The following is a 23,863-nucleotide window of genomic DNA, read 5'->3' on the forward strand; positions in this document are numbered from 1 at the left end:
TCCTTCTAAAAGAAAAAGGTGTGGGAGACCCACAACCTTATCTATCCATATTTTCACACTTTTGATTGCCTACGGTGCAGCTGGTTTTGCAGGCCGATTGGCAAGAGGTTTGACATTCGCCGCATCCGGCCTTTTCCATGTTCTTCCGCAGGGAACGCTTGGTTAAAGTTTTTATGTACTTCATCGTATCTCTCCTATCTATTTTATTCAGTTTCTTCTTCGCTGCTCTTTTTATGGGCGGGCTTCAAAACGGATTTAATCGACCATTTCATGAGTTCCAGTCTCGTCTTCATGCCGCTGGACTCGACGAGCACGACATCTTCTTTGATTTGAACGATCTTCGCCACAATGCCCCCATAGGTCTGAATCTTATCGCCTACGGCAAGGTTTTCGAGCATTTTCGCCGCTTCTTTTTCTTTCTTTTTGTTCGGACGGATGATGCCGAAATAGAAGATCGCCATCATCATGACGATGGTCACCAATGTAGGAATCATCGACGCCTGTCCTTGTGCAGCTCCTAACGGAAAAGTTCCGCTTCCAAATTCCATAATCACCCTCCTGTCGATCTACTTACTATTATAACCATACTTTCGATAAAAGTCATCTTTATATTGAAGGAAGTAGTCGCCTTCGACCGATGCGCGAATGCGCTCCATCAGTTGAAGCAGAAAGTACAAATTGTGGTAGCTCGCAAGACGTAGGGCCAGTACCTCCTTCGTTTGGAAGAGGTGGCGTATATAAGCGCGGGAATAGTTGCGACACACGTAGCAATCGCATTCGGGATCCAAAGGTCTAAAATCCTTCGCATATTCCGCATTTTTGACGACGAGCTTTCCTTCGCTCGTCATGCAGGTGCCGTTTCTCGCGTTTCTCGTGGGCAGCACGCAGTCCGCCATATCGATGCCCCGTTCTACCGCTTCAAATAAATAGTCCGGCGTACCCACGCCCATCAAATATCGCGGTTTGTCCTTGGGCAAAAAGTCCGTCGTAAAATCGAGGATGTCGCACATTAAGTCCAAAGGCTCGCCGACGCTCAATCCCCCGACCGCATAGCCGGGAAAGTCCATTGCGACCAACTGGTCCGCACTGCGCCGCCGAATCTCTTTATACATTCCGCCCTGTACGATGCCGAAAAGATTTTGATCCACCCTGTCGTCGTGATACTCTTTACAACGCAGCGCCCAACGGCTGGTTCGCTCGCTGGACTTCTCGATATATTCCCGCGTGGCGGGATATGGCGCACATTCGTCGAATGCCATTATGATGTCGCTGCCCAGGGTGTGTTGAATCTCGATGGACTTTTCCGGCGAGAGGAATTGCTTAGAACCATCGATATGGCTGCGAAATGTCACGCCTTCTTCGGTAATCTTGCGACGATGGGCGAGGCTGAAGACCTGAAAACCGCCGCTGTCGGTGAGGATGGGGCCGTCCCAGTGCATAAATTTATGCAGACCCCCGGCCTCTTTCATAATCTCCATGCCCGGTCGCAAAAACAGATGGTAGGTGTTGCTCAAGATAATTTGCGCGCCGATCTCCTTCAATTCTTCGGGCGTCATAGTCTTTACGGTGGCAAGGGTACCCACCGGCATAAAGATCGGAGTTTGAATCGTGCCGTGGGCGGTCTCCAACACACCGCGGCGGGCTTTTGTATCGGAGGAGGTATGGGTTACGGTAAATTTCATCGAGCGCCCCTTTCTAAAAACATCGCATCGCCGAAGGAAAAGAAGCGGTATCGAGCTTCTACGGCATGACGATAGGCATCGAGTATGACGTCTTTTCCGGCGAAGGCCGAAACCAACATCAAGAGTGTGGATTCCGGCAGGTGAAAATTGGTGACGATGGCATCGACACAGTGAAATTCGTAGCCGGGGTAGATAAAAATATCCGTATCACCCGCATCGGCGACGATTGCACCGTGTTTTTGGATACAGCTTTCCAAAGTGCGAATCGATGTGGTGCCTACGGCGATCACGCGTCCGCCCACTGCCTGCGCACGGCGAATGGTCTCTGCGGCCGCCTCGTCGATGCGGTAGCGCTCCGAATGCATATGGTGCTCTTCGATATTTTCCACTTTGACGGGGCGAAACGTCCCCAGTCCTACATGCAGCGTCACCTCCGCCACGGCTACACCCTTCTCGCGGATCCGTTTAAACAGATCCTCCGTAAAGTGCAGACCGGCTGTGGGCGCCGCCGCAGAGCCAAGGTATTTCGCATACACCGTCTGGTAACGATCGGGATCCTCCGGCGTCTCGTGGATATACGGAGGCAGGGGCATCTGTCCCAGTTTTTCGAGAATTTCGTAAAACACCCCTTCATAGCAAAAGCGAATATGCCGCAATCCGTCTTCGGTAATGGCCTCGACGACGCCCCGTAACCCCTCGGGAAATACGATCTCGCCTCCGAGCTTAAGCTTTTTCCCCGGTCGAACCATGCATTGCCAGAGATCCGCGCCCAAATCCTTGACCAATAAAACCTCGATCCGCTCTTCTCTACCCGGCCGTGCGCCGAAAATCCGCGCGGGCAAGACCTTTGTGTTGTTCAGTACCAAAACGTCCTCCGGATGGAGCAATTCTAATATGTCTGCAAACATAAGGTCTTCATAGCTTCCGTCCGCTTTTACATAGAGCAACCGGGAGCCGTCTCTTCTGTCGGCGGGGTGCTGGGCAATTAATTCTTCCGGCAAATCATAATAAAAATCTCTGGTCTTCATAGAATCCTTTCTAGCGAATTCGGGTTCCCGGGAAATAAAAAGCCAGGATCTCCGGATACGTCTTTCCCTTCTTCGCCATTTCGATGGCGCCGTATTGGCTCATGCCCACGCCGTGACCATACCCCCTGCCCCGCACGCGGAGACCGCGAGAAATGTCGATCTCCTCGGTGGCGGGAAAGACAGGCTGAAAAATCTCGCGAATGCCCGCGGCGGTGATCATGTTTTGAAGCGAAACGGCACGTGTCTCGCGGGCGGTGCGAACATGCTCATCGCCCAATGGGCGTTTGCCCCAAGCGGTTATCACCTCGGGCCGCTTTGTTTCCGCCAAATGTATTTCCATCGACTGGAAGTTCGTACTCTTTAGCTGCACCGATCCCATTTTCATTCGAAATGCGTTCCCCGTCATTTCCAAATTGTCCTTCGTGCCTTCTAAACGCAGATTGTGAATCCTTCCGCTATTTGTGCGCGAAAGGACGACGAGGCGTTTCGGTTCACCGATGACGGGAAATGCCTTTTGAATGACCTCGATCGAAAACTCCGCCGTCCAAGTACTATGGGTGGTATTTACGGAATCGGGATCGTCCATCCCCTTCAAATACGGAACCGGGGCCCCGCCCCATACGTCTTCGATGGATTCGGTCCTGCCGCCGCTGGTCGCATGGAATATCGCATTGGCGACACTCTCGCCGTAGTACAACACCTTCCCCGCCGTAGCCGCCACGGCGGCATCGGTTCGCGGATCTTCGACGGCCATGCCGCCGTACGCCTGCGAGGCGGTGCCGTCTTCGAGATTGTAACCGTACTGGATGTATTTGTCGCGATTGGCGACGGCAAAGCTCCTAGATACCACCGCTTGCGCCTTTAAGGCCTCGGCGGCGGTGTCGTTTCCAATTTCTTTGGGCACGACCCCGCGCAGATAGGATTCCATATCGACGATATTGACGACCACCATATTCGATCCCTTCGGCAAAAGTTCTATTTCGCCTCGATAGGGTCTGCCGTCTACAGAAAGCGTTCCGGCGGGCGAACTGTATCGCACGCCTTTTTTCGCATCCACTGCGGAAATGCGAATCTCGTTTCCTGCGGGCGCCCCATCTTTCGCTATGCCCGAATCCGACGAGAGTACCACCTGCTTACGCTCGGATCCGAGTTTTATCCGCAGATTTTCCGCATAGGCGATCCCCGGTCGAGCGCTAAAGAACAGCAAAAGGAGCAGGGCGACGATCGACAGTCTTTTCATATTTCTTCCTCCGTAAAGGGAATGCCTAAGTGTTCATAAGCCTTTTTTGTGGCGACCCGCCCCCTGGGCGTTCTCTGCACGAAATTGATCTGCAAGAGATACGGCTCATAGACGTCTTCTATGGTGATGCGTTCCTCGCCCAATGTGGCGGCGATGGCATCGATCCCCACGGGACGCCCTCCGTAATCGCGGATCATCGTATCGAGTATGCGCCGGTCCAAATCGTCCAGCCCGTAGGCGTCGACGTCCAACAGCTGCAGGCCCTCTTCGGCGACCGTCTCGTCGATCAGGCCGTCTCTTTTCACTTCGGCGAAATCTCGAATTCGCTTTAACAGGCGATTGGCGATCCGGGGCGTGCCGCGGCTGCGCTTTGCGATCTCGAGCGCTCCCTTTTCACTCAAGGGAATCCCCAAGATGCGGGAAGAGCGCAACAGGATATGTTTCAGACTGTCGGGATCGTACAAATCGAGATTCAACAATACGCCGAATCGATCTCGCAGAGGAGAAGCCAACTGGCCCGAGCGCGTGGTAGCGCCGATCAGCGTAAAGCGGTTTAAATCCAGCCGAAGTGAACGCGCCGAAGGGCCTTTGCCGACGATGATATCCAAGGCAAAATCCTCCATCGCCGGGTACAGAACTTCTTCCACCGTGCGCGGAATTCTGTGAATCTCGTCGATAAACAAGACGTCATTTTCGTCGAGATTCGTCAAGATGCTCGCCAAATCTCCGGGCCGCTCGATGGCAGGGCCTGAAGTGACGCGAATATTGACCTGCATTTCATTGGCGATAATATTGGCAAGCGTCGTCTTCCCGAGTCCCGGCGGACCGCTGAGGAGGACGTGGTCCAAGGCTTCGTTTCGCATCTTGGCGGCTTCTGTAAAGATCTCGAGCTTTTCTTTCGCTTTGTTCTGGCCGATGTATTCCGATAGGAATTTCGGGCGCAGTGCGCTCTCCATCCGCTCCTCGTCGGGCAATATCGTCTTCGAAACCAGTCGATTCTCTTCCATATTCCCCTCCCTCTCAACCTTGACGGTACAGGGCCTTGAGCGCCTGTTTTAATATCGATTCCATATCGTCGCCTTCCGCAGAGGATATGCCGTAAGTCGCTTCTTTTTCGGTATACCCCAACCCCAACAGCGCTTCGAGCGCCTCGGAACGGGGATCGGATGCGCTCCGTTTCTGAATCGGCTTTGCATTTTCCGTCGGCGCAAAACCGCCAACTTTGTCCTTGAGTTCCAAGATAATGCGCTCTGCCGTCTTCTTGCCGATTCCCTGCGCCTTGGTCAAAAGGGTGACATCTTCTCCTTGAATGGCGGAAATCAGCGTGTCGTCTTCCATACTGCTCAACACGCCCATGGCGACTTTGGGCCCGATGCCCGTTACGCCGATTAGGAGAAGAAAAAGCTCCCGCTCCTCTCGGTTCTTAAAGCCGTATAGTTGCAGCGCATCCTCCCGAACCTGCAGATAGGTATAGAGCATCTGCTCTTCGCCAGAGCCGATTTCCTGTAATGAGGCGGTGGAGACGGATACGCGAAAGGCCAAGCCGCACGTCGACAAAACGACGTAGTCTCCACCGCGTTCGACGACTTTTCCCAAAATTCGATCGATCAATGTGCACCTACTTTAGTCGAAACAATGCTTTGCTCTTTCTGGAATGGATATGGGTGATGGCGATGGCCAAGCCGTCGGCGGCATCGTCGGGCCGCGGAATCTCGGGGAGTTTCAAAAACATCTTTACCATGCTCTGCACCTGATGTTTCTCCGCTCTGCCGTAGCCCGCCACCGCCTGTTTGATCTGCAATGGCGTATATTCATATATCTCCAGACCCATTTCCATACAAGTCAATATCTCGACGCCGCGCGCCTGTGCGACGGAGATGGCGGTGGTAATGTTCTTGTTAAAGAATAGTTCTTCCATGGCCACTTCGTCCGGCCGCTGTTCTTCTAGCAATGCCTTGAGCGCCGTATGAATTTGAAACAGGCGCTCCGGATACGGCGTCGTGCTTTTCGTTACTATCGTACCATATTCCCGGGCGCGCATGCGATTGCCTTCCAGATCTATAATGCCGTAGCCCATCGTCGCGAGACCGGGATCTATCCCCAAAATTCTCATAAAACCCCTTAAAAAAAGGGCTCACAGAGCCCTTATGCTTATGGATGATATCTTCTGAGTACCAGATCGTTTACGCCGCACCAATATGCCGAGGTGTAAATCCGCAATCCGTCTAAGTACAAGAATTTTGTCAACTTGCGGTTCAGTCCCCACAATTCCTGATGCGTTAAAAAATATTCGGGTTCGTTATACTTCCCGTTGGTACTCTTAAAGTTGATCTGCAGCTGTCGGTCCACATAGCGATTTAAGGTAAACACCTTTTTCTTCAGGACCTTCCGCCCGAAACAGACGGCGTGGGAACGCACCAGTCGATCGCCCGCTTCGCGCTCCAGCACGTGCCGTAAACTGCGGTTGCGGAGCCGATGCACGTCCTCTTCTTTGTAGTCGTATTGGAACAACTGCTTTCGCTCAAACAGCTCTGCCACGTCGAAATGCCCCAAGGCGATCACTTCCAATTCATTAGCGAAATTGACCGCCGAATACCCGCGCTTATAGCCTTCCAGATACAGCGCCAGTTCATAACGATTTACATCGTCGTAGATCGCACGCGTAAGGCTGTTGGCGAGTAGCGATCGATTTTCCTTTCGCCGCAGAAACGACAGGACGTCCCGCTTTAGATTCCGCATCGATACATACGAGGGAAAAATGTTCTGGATCTTCTCCTCCAGATCGTAGAGACCGAGCAGGATCTGCATCGCGGAACTATCCTGATCGTACAGAAATCTATGCAGTAATTTCGCTTTTACGTCAGAATAATCTATATTTACAGTTTTCTGTTCCGCGTTGGTCCCGCTCATTCTCTTCCCCCTTCGATTGACATTTATTCTATCATAAAGTCAAAGAGAATTCATCGTTTTTCCTACAGGACCTCCTCGCCCCGCAGACGCGCCTCCATCAAATAGCTGTCCGGCCAAACCGATGCCTGTACTTCGGCGATAGAGCGTTTTTCCAAAAAGAACATGCAGATGCGCGACTGCCCGATGCCGCCGCCGACGGTATACGGTAGGGCTCCGTCCACGAGGGCCTTGTGGTAATCCATCTCTAGGCGATCTTCCGCATCGGCCGCCTTTAGCTGGCGCAGAAGGCTCTCTTCGTCCACGCGAATCCCCATCGAAGAAAGCTCCAGCGCGGAATCCGTCACAGGATTATAAAACAAAATGTCGCCGTTTAGATCCCAATCGTCATAGTCCGGGCTCCTGCCGTCATGGGGCGCGCCGCTATTTAAGTCCTTTCCGATCCCCTGCAAAAACACGGCCTTTTTTTCCCGACAAATCGCATTTTCCCGTTCCTTCGGCGTAAGATCCGGGTAGCGGTCCTCGAGTGCTTGCGCGGTCATAAAGTAAATCGAGCTCGGCAATTTTTTGGAGAGCACATAGGGATAGACGCTGTTGATATAGGTCTCTGTGCGTTGAAATACCGAATAGATTTCGGAGACGATAAAATGCAGATACGCATCGGTTCGGTCTTCTTTGCGGATGATCTTTTCCCAATCCCATTGGTCGACATAGATCGAGTGGATCGCGTCCAACTCCTCGTCGGGGCGTATGGCGTTCATATCCGCATACAGGCCTTCATAGGGATCGAAGCCGTAATTTTTGAGCGCAAATCGCTTCCACTTCGCCAAGGATTGCACGATTTCTACATCGATGCCGTATTTTCTGAGGGAAAAGGACACCGCCTTTTCTACGCCGCTCAGATTGTCGTTTAGGCCCGTCTCCGGTCGTACGAACAACGGTGCCGATACCCGCGTTAAATTCAATGTGTTCGCCAGATCCCGCTCAAAAAAATCCTTTAGGCTCTTGATCGCGATCTGCGTCTCTTTGATCGATAAATTCGTTACTTCTGAATTGTTTCTCATCTTTTCTCCTTAAAAAAAAGCGAAACCTTCATCACAAACGGACGAAAATTTCGCTATGCCACCATTTCAAGTACTACATACTCTATCACATAATAACGGGTAATGCCGTCTGCCCTTTTGAGAGCAGAACCTTCGAGTTGTTCTCCATAAGTCCTTCGCGACAGCTTTCACCGTCCTGTCTCGCTTTGCCGAGGGATTCTTACTTCGTTTCTCTTCACAGGTTATACAGTTTGCAGTTGTGTCTGACGTCCGTAGGCGAATGCCGCCTCACAGACGGTTTGAAATACAAAGACATTCAATACAAATGCGTCGGAGTAGTCGTTTTCGAACGAGATCTCCTTCTGCAAGTATTGGTCAATAAATCGCAAGATTTGTGTTTTCACATATACTTTCAGGTCCTGCAATCCGCCTTGAAAACTGCCCATTGCCATATTCGACGCCATATCCGGGTCCAGAGGATGAGATTTGGCGTATTGATTTAAGGCATTTTCGTAGCGCACGTGTTCGCGGATGTCCTTGGCCGAAGTGAACCGTATTCTGCGGGCGTGAGGATGGGTCATATAATCGCTGAGATAATGACAGATCACACCGAGCTTGTAACTGATCGGCCCGGATAAGAGCCCGTTCCAAGCAGAGTCATATACGATTTTCGACATAAACGGAACCAATGTGATGATTTGATCGACGATGTAGTCGATGCTTTCCGAAAAATAGTGAGGAATAAACTTATACTTTGGATACAGATCCGGAGCAAAAGAACCACGCAGCAATCGCTTCTTGTCAAGAATAATGCCGGTTTCTGTCTCCATATGATGAAAGACCGCACCGGCAACGGACCTATGTGTTTCAGGTACCATGCATTCTCCTTTGTACGTATTCCGTTTCGCCGATCTATTATACCAAAATCGTAGGAATCATACAATGGTTATCGGTAAGAATATTGATATTTTCCGAATTCGTTGGCCATGGTCGTCCACACATCCGGCGTTTCAAAGCCCAAACGCCAGGAAGATACGCCCGCCAAATTGTATTTGCGCATCAAAGAAGTCTTCCAGCGGATCGATTCCGCATCCTCTACCCAAATCTTTTCGGTCTTTCCCCCTACATTTTGTTCGATCATAAACTGTTTCGCCTTATCGTCCCAAGCGGGCATGAGGTTGTGGGAGGTGATATAATTTTGGGTCGTCTGCATGCCCACGGCGGAAGAATTCGTCTTTCCTTCGTTTTCCTGCCACAAACGGGTGTAGAAAGGCACCGAAAGAATGAATTTCTCCTGCGGAATGTCTCTTAAACTCAAGTTGATATTGCCTTCCACCCAGCCGTATTCCGCAACCGAACCGGCTTTGTCGGAACTGCCCCAGTGCTGGTCATAGGCCATTAAAATGACGTAATCGCAGATTTCCGCCAATGCCTTTCGGTCGTAGGGCTCGTCTTCGACGGACTTCGAGATCTGCGGCGTTACGCAGACGGAAATTACGAGATTTTCTTCTCTGCATCGCTCGGCGAGCATCTTGGTAAATTCCGTAATGCCGTCCCGATCTTCGACCTTCGTGTTTTCAAAGTCCACATTGATGCCTTTCATGCCGTAGGATTTTGCCGAAGCGATCAATGTATCGGCGGCCTTTTCCATCGCGGCGGTATTTTGCAAAAAAGCGTGGGTCAGCTCGGGGTCAAAGCTATTGTCTACATAGCCCCATACATCGATACCGAGTTTGCTATACGCATCGGTATAGCGTATATCTCCCCGATCTTTGATCTCGCCGTCGGCATTTACGACCGAAAACCAAGTCGGGATCACGACATTGAGTCCCTCTATGGGTTGAATGGCGCCGATCGCTTCCTCTTTTACAGGGCCGTAGGTATAGTCGTAGGTGATATTGATGGGCTTGGGAATCTTAGACTGCACCGCCCGGGAATCTTTGACGATGTATTCGCCGTCGATGGTCTCCGCTTCTAAATTGTCGTCGCGGATCCAACCCAGATACCCGTCCGCTTCCCGCACGCGGAACCAATCGCCGTCCTTTCCGTAGACTTTGAGGACGGCATCGGACTTTAAGGTCGCTACGATAGGCGAATCTGTCGAAGGTTCTTCGCGCATATTGACGCCGTCGCCGGAAAGTTTGCCCGCGGCGTGTCGTACGTTTCTGTCGTCGATCAGAAGTACATTCTTATCCTTATTGTAGCTGACCGTAACGGGATAATCGTAAAGAAATGCCTCGATGGGCAAATACACCTTTCCGTCTTGCTCAAAGGCGGAATCTCGCAACCCGATTTTCGCATCGTTGATCAAAGCCTCTTTCTTACCCAAGGGAATCACTTTTTTGCCGACGTGGTTTTCGAAAATCACCGTCTTCGCGCTTTCGTCATAGCGAACGGAAGCGTCGAAATACGATTTAATCGCATCGAGGGAGAGGTAGTATTGTCCGTCCTTTCGAATGCCGTCTTCTTTGGGGAGCAGTTCGTCTTCGTAGACGACCTGATAGCTTTCGTAGATCTTCGAATATTCGTTATTGCCGCCGGTCTTATTGAGAATCCAAAAACCGCCGAATAAGATACCCGCCAATATGAACAATAAAAGTAGTAATTTCTTCATAGCACCTGCTACTTTCCGGTTCCGTTAGATAAAGTATTTTATACGATAATAGGCATTGCCAAAGCAATGCCTATGTGTCTTTTAGAACTTTTTCTCTTTAACCTTTGCAGCCTTACCTTGGCGCGCACGCAAATAGTAAAGCTTTGCTCTGCGGACCTTACCGCGCTTGGTGACTTTGATGTGGTCGATTCTCGGGGAATGCAGGGGGAAAGTTCTTTCCACGCCTACGCCGTAGGAAAGTCTTCTGACGGTGAAGCTTTCGTTAATGCCGCCGCCTTGGCGTTTTATGACGGTACCTTCGAAGACTTGGATACGCTCTCTGGCGCCTTCGATAATCTTATAGTGAACTTGAATGGTGTCGCCCACGCGGAATTCGGGCAAATTGTCTTTTAATTGTTCTTGTTCAATGGATTTAATGATGTCCATCGCTATCCTCCTTTAAACTCTTCTTCAGATCTCGAAGATAACGAATATCGGCTTTCGAAAGTTCGGCTTTTGCCAACAACTCCGGACGCCGCATATAGGTCGTCTTCAGGGATTCTCTTCTTCTATATATTTCAATTTTCTTGTGATCGCCGCTTAACAGCACCTCGGGCACTTTATATCCCCGGAAATTCGCCGGTCGGGTATAATGCCCGTGCTCCAATAGGGCTGCGGAATGAGACTCCTCTATCGGCGAGTTTTCGTTGCTCAAAACGCCTTTGAGCAATCTGGCTATGCCGTCGATTAGCACCATCGATGCCAGCTCTCCGCCGGAAAGTACATAATCTCCCAAAGAAATCTCTTCGTCCACATAGTGGTCAAGGGCCCGTTGATCGATCCCCTCATAATGACCGTTGACGAGCACGATATGCTCCTTTTCGGCGAGGGATTTCAACATATTTTGATCCAATACCTTCCCCCGCGGGGAAAGACAGATCACATGGCCGTTCCAGCCTCTATTCTTTTCGATGGCATCGACCACCGGCTGTGCTTGCATCACCATGCCGGGGCCGCCGCCGTAGCTGTAATCGTCGACATTGTTATGTTTGTCTTGGGTATAGTCGCGTATATCGACGCAGCGAAGGTCGATCAATCCCTTTTGAATCGCCTTTCCGATGACAGAGTATTCGCGCATGCTGTCGACGAAGGCGGGGAAGAGCGAAAGCACGGTAAATTTCATGCTTCCATCCCCTCGATCAGCGCGACCGTAATCCCCGTCGCTTCGACGGTTTTTACAAATGCCTTGACAAAGGGGATCATGATCTCCTTGTCCGCATCCCGCACGACCAATACGTCGTTGGCGGATTGAAGCAAGACCTCGGCCACCTCGCCCAAGGCGCGGCCATCGGTATCGGTGACGGGAAGGCCGATAAGATCTTCGATAAAAAACTCATCGTCTTCGGGAACCCTGCGGTCCTCCAGGGGGATATACACCGAAGTCTTGCGCAGTCGCTCTGCCTGATTTCTGGTTTCAATGCCTTCAAACTGCATCAATGCCAAGTTCTTCTGGATCGAGGAAGACAGAACCTCTCGTAAGTCTTCTTCCTCCCCCAAAAATACCCTGCGAATTTCTGTCAATCGCTCCGGCGTATCGGTATAGGGATATACCTTAACGAAACCGCGGATGCCGTGGGCAGAGGTGATTTCGCCCACCAATACTCTATTCTCGGATTTCATCGAAATCCACCGAAACCAATATATTCTCCTTGGTTCCCACCGCCTTGGCGATGGCGCGAATGGAACGGGCGATCTTTCCCTGTCTACCGATCACCCGTCCCATATCGTCGGGATCGACCTGCACGCGAATCGTCGCGCGATCCCCTTCGCGCTCTTCCTCGACTTTCAGTACCTGGGGGTTACGGACGAGCTTTGAAACGATGTATCGAATTAATTCCTCCACAGTCCTGCCTCCTCCGGTTCATACCCGATTACTCGGCTTGCGCTTCTTCGGTTTCTTCTGCAGCTTCTTCCGCTTCGGGTGCTTCTTCTTCGCCTTCGGCTTCTTGGGCTTCCGCCGCTTCCGCTTCCGCGGCAAGACGCGCTTCTTCGGCTTCTTTCGCCTTGCGTTCTTCTTCCGCCTTTTTGGCTTCCGCTTCGGCTTTTTCGAGTTCCGCATCGCGTTGGGCGCGAAGTTCTCTTTCTTTCTGCTTTTCTTCTTCGCGTCTTGCCTTTTGGACTTCGGTATTGTCTACCGCGCCGGTCGCTTCGTAGACGGCATTTTCCTTAAACAGACGCTCGACGGTTGCGGTGGGTTTTGCGCCGTTTTTGACCCAGGTATTGGCCTTATCTGCGTCCACTTTCAAGATCTTCGGCTCGGTGAGCGGGTTGTAATATCCGATTTCTTCGATCAGACGGCCGTTACGAGGCGCTCTGGAATCCGCTACTACGATTCTGTAAAAGGGGTTTTTCTTCGAACCCATTCTCTTTAATCTGATTTTAACTGCCATTGTTTCCTCCCATACTTATCTAAAGGGAAAGGGCATCTTCATCTTTCTCTTACCCTTTCCGCCGTTCATGGCTCCCATCTTTTTCATAATCTTGCGCAATTCCTTAAATTGCTTTAGGAGCCCGTTGACTTGTCTGACATCCGTACCCGATCCTTCCGCAATGCGCTTTCTGCGGGAACTGTCGATAATCTCCGGATGTGTCCTCTCTTTTTTGGTCATCGAGAGAATAATCGCCTCGACGCGGGCAAATTCTTTTTCGTCGATCTTGATATTTTTTAACGCCTTGTTGTTCATGCCCGGGAGCATGCCCAATAGATCTTCGATCGGGCCGAGATTGCGCATTTGCTCCATCTGGTCCAGAAAATCGTCCAGCGTAAAGGTGGAAGAACGGATCTTTTCTTCCAGTTCCTTCGCCTTCTTGTCGTCGACCATCTCTTCGGCTTTTTCGATGAGGCCGAGCACATCTCCCATGCCCAAAATCCGCTTTGCCATCCGATCCGGGTGAAAGGCTTCTAAGGCATCGAGCTTTTCGCCCATGGCGATAAACTTGATCGGAACCTGTGTGACAGAACGAATCGAAAGCGCCGCCCCGCCGCGGGCATCCCCGTCTAACTTGGTGAGGACGACGCCGGTGATCGAAAGCGCTTCGTCAAAGGCCTCCGCCACGCGGACCGCGTCCTGCCCGGTCATCGCATCGAGCACCAAGAGGATTTCCGACGGTTCGACCGCCGCTTTGATGCCCCTGATTTCATCCATCAAGGCTTCATCGACGTGCAACCGCCCCGCCGTATCGACGATGACGACGTCGTGGCCCTTGGATTTCGCGAATTGCAGTCCTGCACCGGCGATGTCCACCGGATCGGCTTCCGTGCCCATCGAAAATACCGGCACATCGACTTTCGATGCCACGACTTCCAACTGTTTGATCGCGGCCGGACGATAGACGTCACAGGCGACCAAAAGCGGCCGCTTGTTCTGTTTCTTCAACAGGCGCGCCAGCTTGGCGGTGGTGGTCGTCTTCCCCGCCCCCTGTAGACCCGTCATCAAAATGACGGTGGGGCTTTTAGAAAAGTCGATCTTCTCGACGCTTTCTCCCATAAGGGCGGAAAGTTCTTCCATAACGATCTTAATGACCTGTTGCCCGGGCGTCAGGCTTTCCATGACGTCGGCGCCGAGGGAACGTTCCTTTACTTTTTTAATAAAGGACTTAACCACCTTAAAGTTGACATCCGCCTCCAAAAGCGCCAGCTTCACTTCTCGCATTGCCGCATCGACATCCTGCTCCGTTACCTTGCCTTTGCCTCTCAGCTTGCCGATGGTATCTTGCAGTTTATCGGTTAGGGATTCAAATATCATAGTATCCCTCCTTTTCCAATCGAGATCGTATCGAGCGTAAGATCATTAGAAATGTTGGATCTTCGGAAAATTCTTCCAATCGTTCCAAATCCGATCGCATTCCCTCGATATTCTCTTCACGGGCTTTCATTTTTCGTGCCAATTGCAAAATCTCTTCGTAGGATCGCAGAGCGGCTTCCGCCCGTTTAATGTTTTCAGAAACGGCTTGCTTGGATATGCCTACGATTTCGGCGATTTCGTTGAGCGAATAATCTTCTCTGTAATGTAAATCCATTACTTGTCTTTGCCGATTGCTGAGCAAGCGCTCATACAAATCCAACAAGACATTCATTCGGATCGTCTTATCCATAGTCACTCCCAAAAAAACAGGGTCAAGGCAAACCCTTGACCCTGAAATTATACTACCCCATAGGGGCTTTGTCAATCTCTCGTGCCCAAAACTTGGTCGATAATATGGACAATTTTTCCATCTCGCAAATACACCCTGGGAAGGCGCATCTTAAAGTGGGTTAAAAACGAAGTGGGGATCTCGTTGTTGGCAGCGGCAATTTCTTCGATGGTGATTTCTTCGTCTCCTTGTTTGCCAAGGAGCACGACCTCGTCGCCGATTTTGCAGTCGACGCCGGTAACATCGACCATCATTTGATCCATACAGATTTTCCCGATTTGCGGGCAGCGCTTCCCGCTGACGAGCACGTCGATCTTTTGCGACAGACTGCGCTCAATGCCGTCCGCATATCCGATGGGAAGGGTGGCGATTTTGGTCTCTTTCTCGGTCACATAAATCTGGCCGTAGCTGACCCCTTCGCCGGCGCCTACGGTCTTTACGTGGCCGATGCGCGCTTTTACGGATGCTACAAACCGAAAATCGTACGCCTCCGCCGCGGGATCGCCTTCCGCCGTTCCGTATTGAATGATTCCCGGACGTACGTATTCCAAATCGTATTTTCGTTCTTTGAGAATGGCGTGGGAATTCGAAACGTGCCGCGGCAATCGGATTCCACGCGCCGCCAATCCCTCTACGACAAATTCGAATCGTTCGTACTGCGTTTCGGTAAATTCGGGATCGTCGTCGGCCTTGGCGAAGTGGGTAAACATCCCCTTTACTTCGATTCCCTCCATTTTGCAGATCGCTTCGATCAAATCAATGCTCTCTTCGGTCGGCTTAAAACCGATGCGGTTCATCCCCGAATCGATGGCGATGTGCACGCCCGCCTTTGTGCCCGATATTTTTGCGAGCTCGTTTAATCGCTCTGCGACGTCGACGCGATAGAGCGCCATATCGATATGATTTTCTATCATTTCATCGTAGAGGTCTTCGGGCGTGTAACCCAATACGAGGATTTCAATATCGGGATGATCGCGCCTGAGCGCCAAGGCCTCATTCCCCGATGCCACCGCAAAATTTCGAATGCCCAAGGCAGAGAAGGTCGTGGCGATTTCCGATGCGCCCAGCGAATAGGCATCTGCCTTGATGACAGAAAGAATTTTTGTCCGGTCCGCAATCATATTGCGAATGCTGTTCATATTATGGACCAATTTGTCCAGATCGATTTCGATCCATGCGGGTCTCATCAGTTTCATACATACCTCCTCCAAAGTCTAGGTTGATTCTCCTGTTTCAGAATATTATCCTCCTTTTTTGGGGGTATTTCAACATACAAAATACAATTTTTAGCTATCTTTGCATCAATGCCTCGGCAAAGTCCTCGCCGGAAAAGTCCTGGAGGTCCTCCATTCCCTCGCCGACGCCGATCAGTTTGATGGGGATGTCCAATTCATGGATTAAGGGAAGCACCACGCCGCCTTTGGCGGTGCCGTCGAGTTTGGTGAGAACCAGACCCGTAAGGTCGGTTACGGCATCGAAGGTCTTTGCCTGAAGAATCGCATTTTGCCCGGTGGTCGCATCCAATACCAATAGGGATTCCCGTCTGGCGTCGGCGTGTTCCCGCTCGATGACGCGGTGGATTTTTTCCAATTCGTTCATCAGATTCTTTTTGTTGTGGAGCCTTCCGGCAGTATCGCAGATCAAGACGTCGATGTTTCTCGATTTTTGTGCCTGAATGGCATCGTAGACCACGGCGGCGGGATCCGCACCTTCTTTGTGACTGATCACCGGCGTATCGGAACGCGCCCCCCAGGTTTCAATCTGCTCGATGGCGGCGGCACGGAATGTGTCGGCAGCGGCGATCATAACCGACTTGCCTTCTTTTTTCAAACGGTAGGCGATTTTTCCGATGGTCGTGGTCTTGCCCACGCCGTTTACGCCCACGACCAAAATTACGGCCGGTGAGGGCTCGATGTCGAGCGCCGATTTTTCTTTGTTTTTTTCGAGAATTCGCGCGATTTCATCGGACAACAACGGCCTTACTTCCTTGGGATCCTGAATCTGCTCTTTGCGGATTCGCTCTTTTAGGCGATCGATCAGAAGCATGGTGGTTTCCATGCCGATGTCCGAGGAAATTAAAATATCTTCTAAATCCTCCATCATATCGTCGTCGATCTTTACATAATTGCCCAAGATGTCGTTGATCTTGTAGTTCATATCGTCGCGCGTCTTGGTGAGACCGGCGACCAGCTTGGCAAAAAAACCCTTTTTTTCGGGCTCGGATTCGCGCGGGACTTCCTCCGCTTCCTCGGGCGATTGATCCGATTCCCCTTCGGAAACTTCCATCTCCACTGTATCCGTATCGATCGGCATAGGACCCGTCGAATCCGCATTTTCTCCTTGAAAATCACCTTCTACGACTTCGGCTTGCGGCTTTTCGATTTCTTCCATTTCCGAAGTCTCGATCGTATCGCTTCCATAAAAGTCTGCGCCCTCCTCGGTCGGTTGCGGCATTTTTTCTGCGCCTTCGCGTTCCTCCGCCTCGGCGGGTGGCGTCGATGAAGCGGCCGCGTCGGCTTCCCCTTCTTCCTCCGGACGGGGTGTGCGCAATTCTTCCTCTTTGCCGCGCTCTTTGGAGTCCGCCTCTTCTTCTTTCTTACCGATCTTTCTCTTGAGCCACTCGAGCATCGATATCGACCTCCTCTAATTGCAAAAACAGTATCCTCGAAATTCCCTTTTCTTCCATTGTAACACCGTAAATTTCATTTGCCATTTCCATGGTCGGTTTTCTATGGGTGATCATAATAAATTGTATATCCTCGATTGTCTGTACATATCGCGAATATCTGCGAATATTCGCCTCATCCAGCGCGGCGTCGATCTCATCGACGATGCAAAACGGCGATTTTCGAAAACGCAAGAGGGCAAAAAGTAGCGCTACGGCTGTCATCGCCCTCTCTCCGCCCGAAAGCAGACTGAGCGACTGCAGCTTCTTTCCCGGGGGTTGGGCGCGAATGCCGATCCCCGCTTCTAAGACATCTCCTTCTTCCCAGTGAATCGAAGCGGTGCCGCCTTGAAACAGGTCCTTAAAGATTTCGTGAAAGTAGGTGTCGATCTTCTGTACCGCTTGTTCCAATTGTTTGCGCATTTCACGGTCCATATCCCGAATGATCGTCTCCAATTTTTCTTTGGAGAGGATCAAGTCTTCGCGCTGTGCGGACAAAAATTCCGTGCGCTCCTTCCAAGCATCGTAGCGCTCTTTTGCGTCGGGATCCACGGGCCCGATGGAATCCAGTTCGCGTTTCAGTTCTTTTTGTCGCCGCCGCAGCGTCGCCACCGATTGCTCTTTCAATGCATCGTCGATCTCCGGCGCTTCGGTATTTTGAAACCGCTGTGCTTTTTCCGCCCACTCCGCCTCGGCGTTTTCTAGGGCAGATTCTATGCGCACCATTTGTTTCTCAAACACAGACTTTTCTTCCCAAATAGATTCTCTCTCGGCGCGCAGATTTTCGATTTTCTCTTGTGTGATGCGTATATTCTCGCGGTTTTCTTCCAAATCGCCTTCGATCGCTGAAAGAGCAGCGTCGGCATCCGCTTCACGGGCGGCTTCTTCGAGATCTTTTTTCTCTAAATCCGCGAGTTCCCTTTCGACAGATTCCTGCTCGTGTAGGGAGTGTCGCATTCTCTGTTCCAACTCTTCGAGGGCATATTCTGCCTGCTCGGCCTTTAACTTGCTTTCCTGTAGGACGGACAAACTCTCTTGTCGGATCACGCGCCCATCCGCCTCTCGGGCAATCCACTGATCCAGTTCTTTTCGACAAGCCGCTGATTTTTCTTCGTCCTCCGCCGGGAGTGCCGAAAGCGCGCGTTGTATCTCTTGGCGCTGTTCTTCCAGATCCTCTTTTTCCTCGGCATAGCGGCGGACGGCCTCTTCTTCCTTTTGCGCTTCAGCGACTGCGCCATCGAGCTGCTCCCGACTCCGTGTCTCGGCGCCTCGAATGCCGATCTGCTTTTCCTCGAGCGCGCGGAGTTCCGCTTCGATCTCTGCTTTTTGCGCGCGGAGGGCATCGATGGTCTCTCGCTCCGATTCCGCTTCTTTTGCGTAACGCGCCTTTCTCGCTTGCGTCTCGTCCATCGTGCCTTCGACGGCCGCAAGGTCCTCCTGCAAGGCTTCGATCGCCTTGTTTCGATTGTAGAGTTCCTTGTCGTTGTTGCGGCTTCTGCCCCCGGTCACGCCGCCCCCGGTCTGGAATACATCTCCGGATACGGTTACGATGCGATATCGGTACTTTAAGTCCCGGGCCAGTTGCTTTGCGCTCTGCGCATCTTCGGCGATGAGGATGCGACCCAGCAGATTTTCTGCGACAATGCATAGGCGATCGTCACAGCGCACGCATTCAGAGGCGATACGAAACGGCACCGCACTGCGGTTTTTTAGACCCGATTCCACCGAACGGGGTGTAAGGGTATTTAAGGGCAAAAAAGTAATTCGCCCGAGCTTCTGCTCGCGCAAATACTTCAGCACCTCGGAAATATGCGCGTCAGTTTTGAGTACGATGTTTTGTCCGGCAAGGCCCAGCGCGGTAGAAACGGCAAGCGTATATTTCTCTTCGATCTCCAAGTGATCGGCGACGGGCCCGATAATATCGCCCGAAAACGGAAGAAAACTCGAACGCTTTAAGAATTCTTTGACGGCATATTGGAATCCCTCGTGATTTTTACTCATTCGCTCGAGGTATTGAATCTCCCCGCTTATGGTATTTCGCTTTGATTCATAAGACATAAGCTCTTTGTCCCATGCCTGCAGTTGGCGAAATCTTTCGGCGACGTTTTGCTCTTTTTGTTCGAGCTCTGTCTCCAATTCGGCACGCGCCTTTTGTGCGGTTCTAAGCTCGCGCGCAAAAGACGCCTTTCTCTCGCCGATTTCTTTCGACTGTGCTTCGAAGAAAGTGATCCGCTTTTTAAGGGATGCGACGCGCGCATTGTTTTCCTTCAAAAGATAGGTCAAGGCCTCGATCCGCGACGTTTTTGTATGGATTTCGTCGAGGTGCTTTTCCCTTTGATCCGAAACCATGCGGTGGGTCTCGGAATGTCGACCGAGTTCTTCCTCCAATTCCCGCCTTTTTTTTGTGGATTTCTCGAGGGCATCGGATTTTTCCTCGAGCTGTCGCGTCCTCTCTTCGATTTCCGGTACGAGCTCGTCTCGAAGGCGCTCGGCTTCTTCGTATTTTTCCCGTAAGGCTTTTGATTCCGTATCGATAGTATCGCGGCGCGTCGTCAGATACGCGGTTCGACTCGCAAAATCCCTGCGGTTTCCGGCGATGCTTTCTTTTGTTCGAATGGCTTCGACCCGGCGATTGCCCGCGTTCTCTTCAGAGGCGGAAAAAGCGCGAAGGCGAGAAGATTCTTCTTCGATCATCTTTTCCGCATCCGCGATGTCGGCGTCGGTGACATGGATCTTTTTTTCGAGATGTATTTTCTCTTCGTTATACTGTCGCCGCTTTGCCTCCAGCGCATCCAATTCTTTTTTTGTAAGTACGTAATGGATTTTTTCCCAAATTTCTTTGCGGTCCGAAAAGCGTTCCGCCTTTTCTTTATTCTCTTCGATCTCTTCCCGATGCGTCATCAATTCCGCATATATATCTTCGATGCGGTCCAAATGCTCTTCCGTGCGCTTTAAATTGCGCAGACTTTCTTCTTTTCTCCACTTGTATTTAGAAATCCCGGCGGCTTCTTCAAAGATCGAGCGACGATCCTCTGAACGCGTGCTCAAGATCTCGTCGATTTGCCCCTGTCCGATAAAAGAATACCCGTTTTTCCCGATCCCCGTGTCGAGAAACAATTCGCGGACATCCTTCTGTCGCACGCGTTTTTTGTTGAGAAAATACTGACTTTCCCCGGAGCGAAAGTACTTGCGGCCGACGGAAATTTCTTCGTAAGGCAAACTAAAAAAGCCGTCCCTGTTGTCAAAGGTCAGAACGACTTCCGCAAAATTCACCGGCTTGTGCCGATCGGTACCGCTGAAGATAATATCCTCCATCGTATTGCCCCGCAGTTGGCGGGCGCTGCTTTCGCCCAAGGCCCACATAATGGCATCGACGATGTTGCTCTTCCCACTTCCGTTGGGACCGACGACGGCCGTAATTTCATCGGAAAACCGGATTCTCGTCCTCTTGGCAAAGGACTTGAAGCCGTACAATTCCATTTCCACTAAATGCAAGTTTCTTCCCAGCTTTCTGTTTCGATTTGCACCTGATGCGGCACGGGGCGAAATACAATGGGCCCGAACCGTTTTTCCAATCGCTTTTTCCCGCAGCCATAGGGACCGACGATGCGGCTAATCTCTTCCGGACTCGCAGAAACCGCACGAAGACGGCGGTGCGATGCTTCTATTTTTCTCACCCGGCGCAGAGATTCGCAAAATCCGCGGAATTGATCGTGATACGGACCGATGACATAGGCATCTCGCGCCATCGAGGGCAATCCCACGCGTATCACGGGAATACGATGCGCTTCATAATACTCCAACAACTCTACCGTGCGATCGATGGCCTCTTTAAGCGATAAAGGGCGATAGTTCCCGGATCGATACCGGTCATAGAGTTCGGTGTTTTCAAACACCACAGTGGGATAAATTCGCACAAAATCCGCGTATTCGGCGATCCATTCGGCGGTCCTCGTCGACTTTTCCCTGTCATCTTCGGGAAGGCCGATCATTTGCTGCAGCCCCACGGCAAACCCCGACGCCTTGGCGGCTTGTACGCTTTGTTCCATCTCGAAAAACGTGATTCCGCGGCGGGAGGCGGCGAGTACGTCCCGATCGACGGATTGGATGCCGAATTCCACCGTATCTACGCCGTGCGCCCGCAAACGACGGCCGACGGCTTCCGTAAAGTCCTCGGGCCGCGTGGAAATCCGAACGCCGGATATCCGCCCATCTGCCATAAAATCCGTCAAGCTCTCTAAGAGCTGGTCTTGGGTAGAGACGGGCAGCATGGTAAAACTGCCGCCGTAGAAGGCGACCTGCGCGCCCGCCTGAGCACGCCGAATGCCCGCCTCCGCCAAATCGCGTACAAGTTCCGGCGTAACGGGATTTTCAATTCGCGTTATGCGGTGCTGGTCGCAATATACACATCGCACGGGACAGCCGGCAAAGGGAATAAATATGGGAATAATTCTAGATTTCGGGGCCAAGCAATCCCTCCAAATACCGTTTCGCCGCCTGCGTTTCCGCGGCCCGCTTATTTCTACCGCTTCCCCGCGCCACGGTCTTTCCGCATATCATGACCCGAGAGACAAATCTACCTGCGATGCCGCCTTTTTTCATGTCGTCCCTCTCGGTTTCATACCCTACAACATTTTCTTTATATAGCCTCTGCATTCTCTCTTGCAGCAAGGACTTATAACTCTTGAGGGCAAATTCCCGGCGGTCGCGAAGGAGCGTGCGTTCGACAAAGCGCTTCGTCTCTTCGTAGCCCCGATCGAGATATATGGCCCCGACCACGGCTTCGTAGACATCGTCTAAGGGCCATGTGAACAGGCCGTCTGTGGCCACTTGCGCGGACACGCGCACAAATCGTTCCAAGTGAATCGACTTCGCGGCTCGATAGAGCGAATCGGCACATACGATGCGGCATTTTAAGGTCGTAAGACGACCTTCGTCTCCTCCGTCCAGGTCGAACAAATAGGCGCATACAATCGAATCTAAGACCCCGTCACCCAAAAACTCCAGGCGGTCATAGGACGGAGCGTCGTGTGTGGCCGCATAGGATCGATGGGTAAAGGCCGCATCCAAAAGCGCTTTATCGGAGAATGTGACCCCGAGAATCTGTTCGACCTCCTCGTATTTCATTCTTCGATATCCATGGTCTCCAACAGGTCCAAGACATCGCCGATGGTTTGGATCCCTTCGAGGCGATCTTCGTCGATCTGAACGTCAAATTCCTCTTCCAAGCTCATCACCATTTCGACGAGTTCGATGGAATCCATATTCAAATCTTCTACGAAATGCAGATCGCGGGACAAGTCCTCGGGATCTTTGTTCAGTTGTTCGGCGATTACGCGATATACTCTCTCTTTCATCGATATTCTCCTTCCATAATAGCAATGGCATTGTTGTCGATCATTTTCTGTAACGAAACCGAAGCGGAAAAAATCGCCTCGGGTCCGGAAGAACCGTGTGCCTTCATCAAGGGCTTTTTGAGTCCCAACAGGGGCGCACCGCCATAGCGGCGATAATCGAGTCCGCCCATGGCTTGCTTTGCGGCCGCAACCACCGTCTGTGCGACATCCGGTGCGTAAGCGCCCGATGCGAGTACGCTTTGAAATCCCCGCTGTACAAATCCGATTACTCCTTCCATGCCCTTTAAGAGGATATTGCCGCTAAACCCGTCGCAGACGATTATATCCGTCGCTTGGGAAAAGACATCGCGCGCTTCGGCATTGCCGATAAATCCGGGCATGGCGTCTTGAAACAGCGAAAAGGCCTCTTTGGTCTGCCGATTTCCCTTGCCTTCTTCGGCACCGACATTCAAAAGCGCGACCCTCGGTTCGGAAACTTCCTGTACCGCAATCATATACGCCCGCGCCATCTTTCCGAAGCTCAAGAGCATTTCGGGGGTGGTGTCCATATTGGCGCCTACATCCAGAATCATGGTGCCGTTTAAGAGAATAGGCAGCGCCGCCCGTTCTACGCCTTCGATGCGACCGGTAATAAACATACCGCCCGCCAGGAGCGCACCGGTGCTTCCGGCACTGATCATGCCGTCTACTTTGCCGTCTCTTAGATCCTTAAGCGCCAAGACCATGGCACTTTTCGACTTTCTACGAATCGCCATGGCGGGACTTTCTTCTTGCGTAATCTCTTCTATCGCATCGACGATACGCTCGCGCGCTACGTTCGGCATTTTTTTTAAGATCTCTTCCGACCCGTAAAAGTACGCGACGATCCCCAGTTTCTTTTCGGCTTCCAATGCGCCTTCTACGATGGCTTCGGGCGCGCGGTCGCCGCCCTGGCAGTCATAAGCAAATTTCATGCATTCCCCCTATCGAAACATTGCGCCAATCTGTGCACAGACCCTATCAGTTCTATTGTATTATAAAGGGCAAGCTGTGTTCAACGCAAGGTCGGGCAAATGGTTCCAAGCGAATTTCCAGAAACGCCATATAAAGGCATAGAAAAAAGCCTAAAAGCAGAGGAACCCTGCTCTTAGGCTTTTTTCAAACAATGTAAATAA

25 protein-coding genes and 1 pseudogene are annotated in these 23,863 nt (G+C 51.5%); all 26 read right to left on the minus strand.

The window, feature by feature from the left end; genetic code table 11:
• Nucleotides 1-37 precede the first annotated feature (37 nt).
• The gene (gene scfA / locus QO008_RS01535; protein WP_126465454.1) at nucleotides 38-184 is read right to left on the minus strand and encodes a six-cysteine ranthipeptide SCIFF; all 147 of its coding nucleotides are present in this window, start codon (nucleotides 182-184) and stop codon (nucleotides 38-40) included.
• Nucleotides 185-203: 19 nt separating this feature from the next.
• A complete protein-coding gene (yajC, locus tag QO008_RS01540; protein WP_232006449.1) occupies nucleotides 204-548 on the minus strand; it encodes a preprotein translocase subunit YajC in 345 nt (114 codons plus the stop codon).
• Nucleotides 549-566: 18 nt separating this feature from the next.
• Entirely contained in the window at nucleotides 567-1,682 is a 1,116-nt protein-coding gene (gene tgt, locus QO008_RS01545) for a tRNA guanosine(34) transglycosylase Tgt (RefSeq protein WP_307383696.1), read from the minus strand.
• A complete protein-coding gene (queA, locus tag QO008_RS01550) occupies nucleotides 1,679-2,710 on the minus strand; it encodes a tRNA preQ1(34) S-adenosylmethionine ribosyltransferase-isomerase QueA (protein WP_307383699.1) in 1,032 nt (343 codons plus the stop codon). The genes tgt and queA overlap by 4 nt, the downstream gene beginning before the upstream one ends.
• Before the next feature lie 10 nt (nucleotides 2,711-2,720).
• A complete protein-coding gene (locus QO008_RS01555) occupies nucleotides 2,721-3,950 on the minus strand; it encodes a SpoIID/LytB domain-containing protein (protein WP_307383702.1) in 1,230 nt (409 codons plus the stop codon).
• Nucleotides 3,947-4,957 (minus strand): Holliday junction branch migration DNA helicase RuvB, encoded by a 1,011-nt coding sequence (gene ruvB / locus QO008_RS01560; RefSeq protein WP_126465458.1) that lies wholly within the window; start codon nucleotides 4,955-4,957, stop codon nucleotides 3,947-3,949. The genes QO008_RS01555 and ruvB overlap by 4 nt, the downstream gene beginning before the upstream one ends.
• 13 nt (nucleotides 4,958-4,970) lie before the next feature.
• Nucleotides 4,971-5,561, minus strand: coding sequence for a Holliday junction branch migration protein RuvA (gene ruvA, locus QO008_RS01565; protein ID WP_307383706.1), 591 nt, complete (start codon nucleotides 5,559-5,561; stop codon nucleotides 4,971-4,973).
• A 7-nt stretch (nucleotides 5,562-5,568) separates the two neighbouring features.
• The gene (gene ruvC / locus QO008_RS01570; RefSeq protein WP_126465460.1) at nucleotides 5,569-6,063 is read right to left on the minus strand and encodes a crossover junction endodeoxyribonuclease RuvC; all 495 of its coding nucleotides are present in this window, start codon (nucleotides 6,061-6,063) and stop codon (nucleotides 5,569-5,571) included.
• 38 nt (nucleotides 6,064-6,101) lie between these two features.
• Nucleotides 6,102-6,758 carry a hypothetical protein gene (locus QO008_RS01575; protein WP_126465461.1) on the minus strand — a complete coding sequence of 219 codons (657 nt, stop codon included), beginning with the start codon at nucleotides 6,756-6,758 and terminating at the stop codon, nucleotides 6,102-6,104.
• A 164-nt stretch (nucleotides 6,759-6,922) separates the two neighbouring features.
• Nucleotides 6,923-7,921, minus strand: a complete 999-nt coding sequence (gene asnA, locus QO008_RS01580; protein WP_126465462.1) for an aspartate--ammonia ligase — start codon at nucleotides 7,919-7,921, stop codon at nucleotides 6,923-6,925.
• Nucleotides 7,922-8,142: 221 nt separating this feature from the next.
• Nucleotides 8,143-8,778: a zinc dependent phospholipase C family protein gene (locus QO008_RS01585; protein ID WP_307383710.1), complete on the minus strand. Its 636-nt coding sequence runs from the start codon at nucleotides 8,776-8,778 to the stop codon at nucleotides 8,143-8,145.
• A gap of 68 nt (nucleotides 8,779-8,846) precedes the next feature.
• Nucleotides 8,847-10,514: a glycosyl hydrolase family 18 protein gene (locus tag QO008_RS01590; RefSeq protein WP_307383714.1), complete on the minus strand. Its 1,668-nt coding sequence runs from the start codon at nucleotides 10,512-10,514 to the stop codon at nucleotides 8,847-8,849.
• A gap of 81 nt (nucleotides 10,515-10,595) precedes the next feature.
• Entirely contained in the window at nucleotides 10,596-10,940 is a 345-nt protein-coding gene (gene rplS / locus QO008_RS01595; RefSeq protein ID WP_126465465.1) for a 50S ribosomal protein L19, read from the minus strand.
• Complete coding sequence (trmD, locus tag QO008_RS01600; protein ID WP_307383718.1) at nucleotides 10,927-11,676, minus strand: tRNA (guanosine(37)-N1)-methyltransferase TrmD; 750 nt, start codon at nucleotides 11,674-11,676, stop codon at nucleotides 10,927-10,929. The genes rplS and trmD overlap by 14 nt, the downstream gene beginning before the upstream one ends.
• On the minus strand, nucleotides 11,673-12,173 hold the full coding sequence (gene rimM / locus QO008_RS01605) for a ribosome maturation factor RimM (protein ID WP_307383720.1): 501 nt from the start codon (nucleotides 12,171-12,173) through the stop codon (nucleotides 11,673-11,675). Before rimM ends, trmD begins: the two co-directional genes overlap by 4 nt.
• Nucleotides 12,157-12,396 (minus strand): KH domain-containing protein, encoded by a 240-nt coding sequence (locus tag QO008_RS01610; protein ID WP_126465468.1) that lies wholly within the window; start codon nucleotides 12,394-12,396, stop codon nucleotides 12,157-12,159. Before QO008_RS01610 ends, rimM begins: the two co-directional genes overlap by 17 nt.
• A 301-nt stretch (nucleotides 12,397-12,697) precedes the next feature.
• A pseudogene (gene rpsP, locus QO008_RS01615) lies at nucleotides 12,698-12,943 on the minus strand (30S ribosomal protein S16); the annotation flags it as partial.
• A 15-nt stretch (nucleotides 12,944-12,958) separates the two neighbouring features.
• Complete coding sequence (ffh, locus tag QO008_RS01620) at nucleotides 12,959-14,299, minus strand: signal recognition particle protein (protein WP_126465470.1); 1,341 nt, start codon at nucleotides 14,297-14,299, stop codon at nucleotides 12,959-12,961.
• Entirely contained in the window at nucleotides 14,289-14,648 is a 360-nt protein-coding gene (ylxM, locus tag QO008_RS01625; RefSeq protein WP_126465471.1) for a YlxM family DNA-binding protein, read from the minus strand. The genes ffh and ylxM overlap by 11 nt, the downstream gene beginning before the upstream one ends.
• A 71-nt stretch (nucleotides 14,649-14,719) precedes the next feature.
• On the minus strand, nucleotides 14,720-15,883 hold the full coding sequence (gene alr, locus QO008_RS01630) for an alanine racemase (RefSeq protein ID WP_126465472.1): 1,164 nt from the start codon (nucleotides 15,881-15,883) through the stop codon (nucleotides 14,720-14,722).
• A 94-nt stretch (nucleotides 15,884-15,977) separates the two neighbouring features.
• On the minus strand, nucleotides 15,978-17,315 hold the full coding sequence (gene ftsY, locus QO008_RS01635) for a signal recognition particle-docking protein FtsY (RefSeq protein WP_126465473.1): 1,338 nt from the start codon (nucleotides 17,313-17,315) through the stop codon (nucleotides 15,978-15,980).
• Nucleotides 17,284-20,838: a chromosome segregation protein SMC gene (smc, locus tag QO008_RS01640; protein WP_307383763.1), complete on the minus strand. Its 3,555-nt coding sequence runs from the start codon at nucleotides 20,836-20,838 to the stop codon at nucleotides 17,284-17,286. Before smc ends, ftsY begins: the two co-directional genes overlap by 32 nt.
• Nucleotides 20,838-21,821, minus strand: a complete 984-nt coding sequence (locus QO008_RS01645; protein WP_307383724.1) for a radical SAM protein — start codon at nucleotides 21,819-21,821, stop codon at nucleotides 20,838-20,840. Before QO008_RS01645 ends, smc begins: the two co-directional genes overlap by 1 nt.
• Nucleotides 21,805-22,479, minus strand: a complete 675-nt coding sequence (locus QO008_RS01650; protein WP_126465476.1) for a ribonuclease III family protein — start codon at nucleotides 22,477-22,479, stop codon at nucleotides 21,805-21,807. Before QO008_RS01650 ends, QO008_RS01645 begins: the two co-directional genes overlap by 17 nt.
• On the minus strand, nucleotides 22,476-22,709 hold the full coding sequence (gene acpP / locus QO008_RS01655) for an acyl carrier protein (RefSeq protein WP_126465477.1): 234 nt from the start codon (nucleotides 22,707-22,709) through the stop codon (nucleotides 22,476-22,478). The genes QO008_RS01650 and acpP overlap by 4 nt, the downstream gene beginning before the upstream one ends.
• Complete coding sequence (gene plsX / locus QO008_RS01660; RefSeq protein WP_307383727.1) at nucleotides 22,706-23,662, minus strand: phosphate acyltransferase PlsX; 957 nt, start codon at nucleotides 23,660-23,662, stop codon at nucleotides 22,706-22,708. Before plsX ends, acpP begins: the two co-directional genes overlap by 4 nt.
• Nucleotides 23,663-23,863 lie beyond the last annotated feature (201 nt).

This window comes from Aedoeadaptatus ivorii, from assembly GCF_030815095.1.
Classification (GTDB): domain Bacteria; phylum Bacillota; class Clostridia; order Tissierellales; family Peptoniphilaceae; genus Aedoeadaptatus; species Aedoeadaptatus ivorii.